General features: G+C 63.7%; 2 rRNA genes and 1 pseudogene. All 3 read left to right on the top strand.

What is annotated here, in order from left to right:
• Positions 1-232 (top strand): 23S ribosomal RNA (locus ACTWQI_RS29850); the annotation flags it as partial.
• A gap of 160 nt (positions 233-392) precedes the next feature.
• Positions 393-509 (top strand): 5S ribosomal RNA (rrf, locus tag ACTWQI_RS29845).
• 231 nt (positions 510-740) lie between these two features.
• Positions 741-1,100 (top strand): annotated as a pseudogene (locus ACTWQI_RS29840) (hypothetical protein); the annotation flags it as partial.

Below are 1,100 nucleotides of genomic sequence, written 5' to 3'. Positions count from 1 at the left end.
ACGGACGGACCTCTGGTGTGCCAGTTGTTCTGCCAAGAGCATGGCTGGTTGGCTACGTTCGGGAGGGATAACCGCTGAAAGCATCTAAGCGGGAAGCCTGCTTCGAGATGAGGACTCCCACCCCCATGTGAGGGGTTAAGGCTCCCAGTAGACGACTGGGTTGATAGGCCAGATATGGAAGCCCTGTGAGGGGTGGAGTTGACTGGTACTAATAGGCCGAGGGCTTGTCCTCAGATGCTCGCGTCCACTGTGTGGTTCCCAGGCTGCGAACAGCCGCCCTGGTTGAACCGGCCATGGCCCCGCTCTGCGGGTGCCATATTTCAATGATCAATTGAATAGCGTGCTTGTTCGCTGCCCTTATCGACTTCCGCTCCGTGGAGCGGTGATAGGGTTTCGGTGGTCATTGCGTGAGGGAAACGCCCGGTTACATTTCGAACCCGGAAGCTAAGCCTTTCAGCGCCGATGGTACTGCAGGGGGGACCCTGTGGGAGAGTAGGACGCCGCCGAACAATCTTTGAGGACCCTTGGTCCCAGCGTTCATGCTGGGCCAAGGGTCCTTTTGCTTGCCCCTACGCGCCGCGCTCTTCGGTGCGCGAGAATGATTGCGGTACCACAGACAGGAGTCACGTCGATGTCCACCAACTCGCCCGAGGATCGGCCCGGACGCCCAGAGCGTCGGCCGAGGCGTCAGGATGGCGGTGACCGTCGGGACTACCGGAGTTCGGGGCCGCGTCGGGACCGTGACCGTGATAGTGACCGCGGAGCCTTCCGTGGGCGGGATGACCGTCCGCGGGGGCCGCGGCGTGATGACGACGACCGTGATCGGGGTGGGTTCCGCAGCGACCGTGACCATGACCGCGATCGTGACCGAGACCGTGATCGGGAGCGGTCGGGGTTCCGGCGTGACGACCGTCCGCGTGGTCCGCGTCGTGATGACGATCGTGGTGGGTTCCGTGGGCGTGATGAGCGGGATCGTGATCGGGGTCGTGGTGGGCGGCCGGGCGGTGGGTTCGAGCGTCGTGAGGAGCGGTCTTCGTACCGTCGGGATGATCGTGACCGGTACGGGGATCGTGATCGGGAGCGGTCGGGGTTCCGGCGCG

It is taken from the genome of Streptomyces sp. KR80 (assembly GCF_052245555.1).
Classification (GTDB): Bacteria; Actinomycetota; Actinomycetes; order Streptomycetales; family Streptomycetaceae; genus Streptomyces.
Note: the sequence above shows the minus strand (reverse complement) of the source record. Positions and strands in the feature narration are given on the sequence as shown.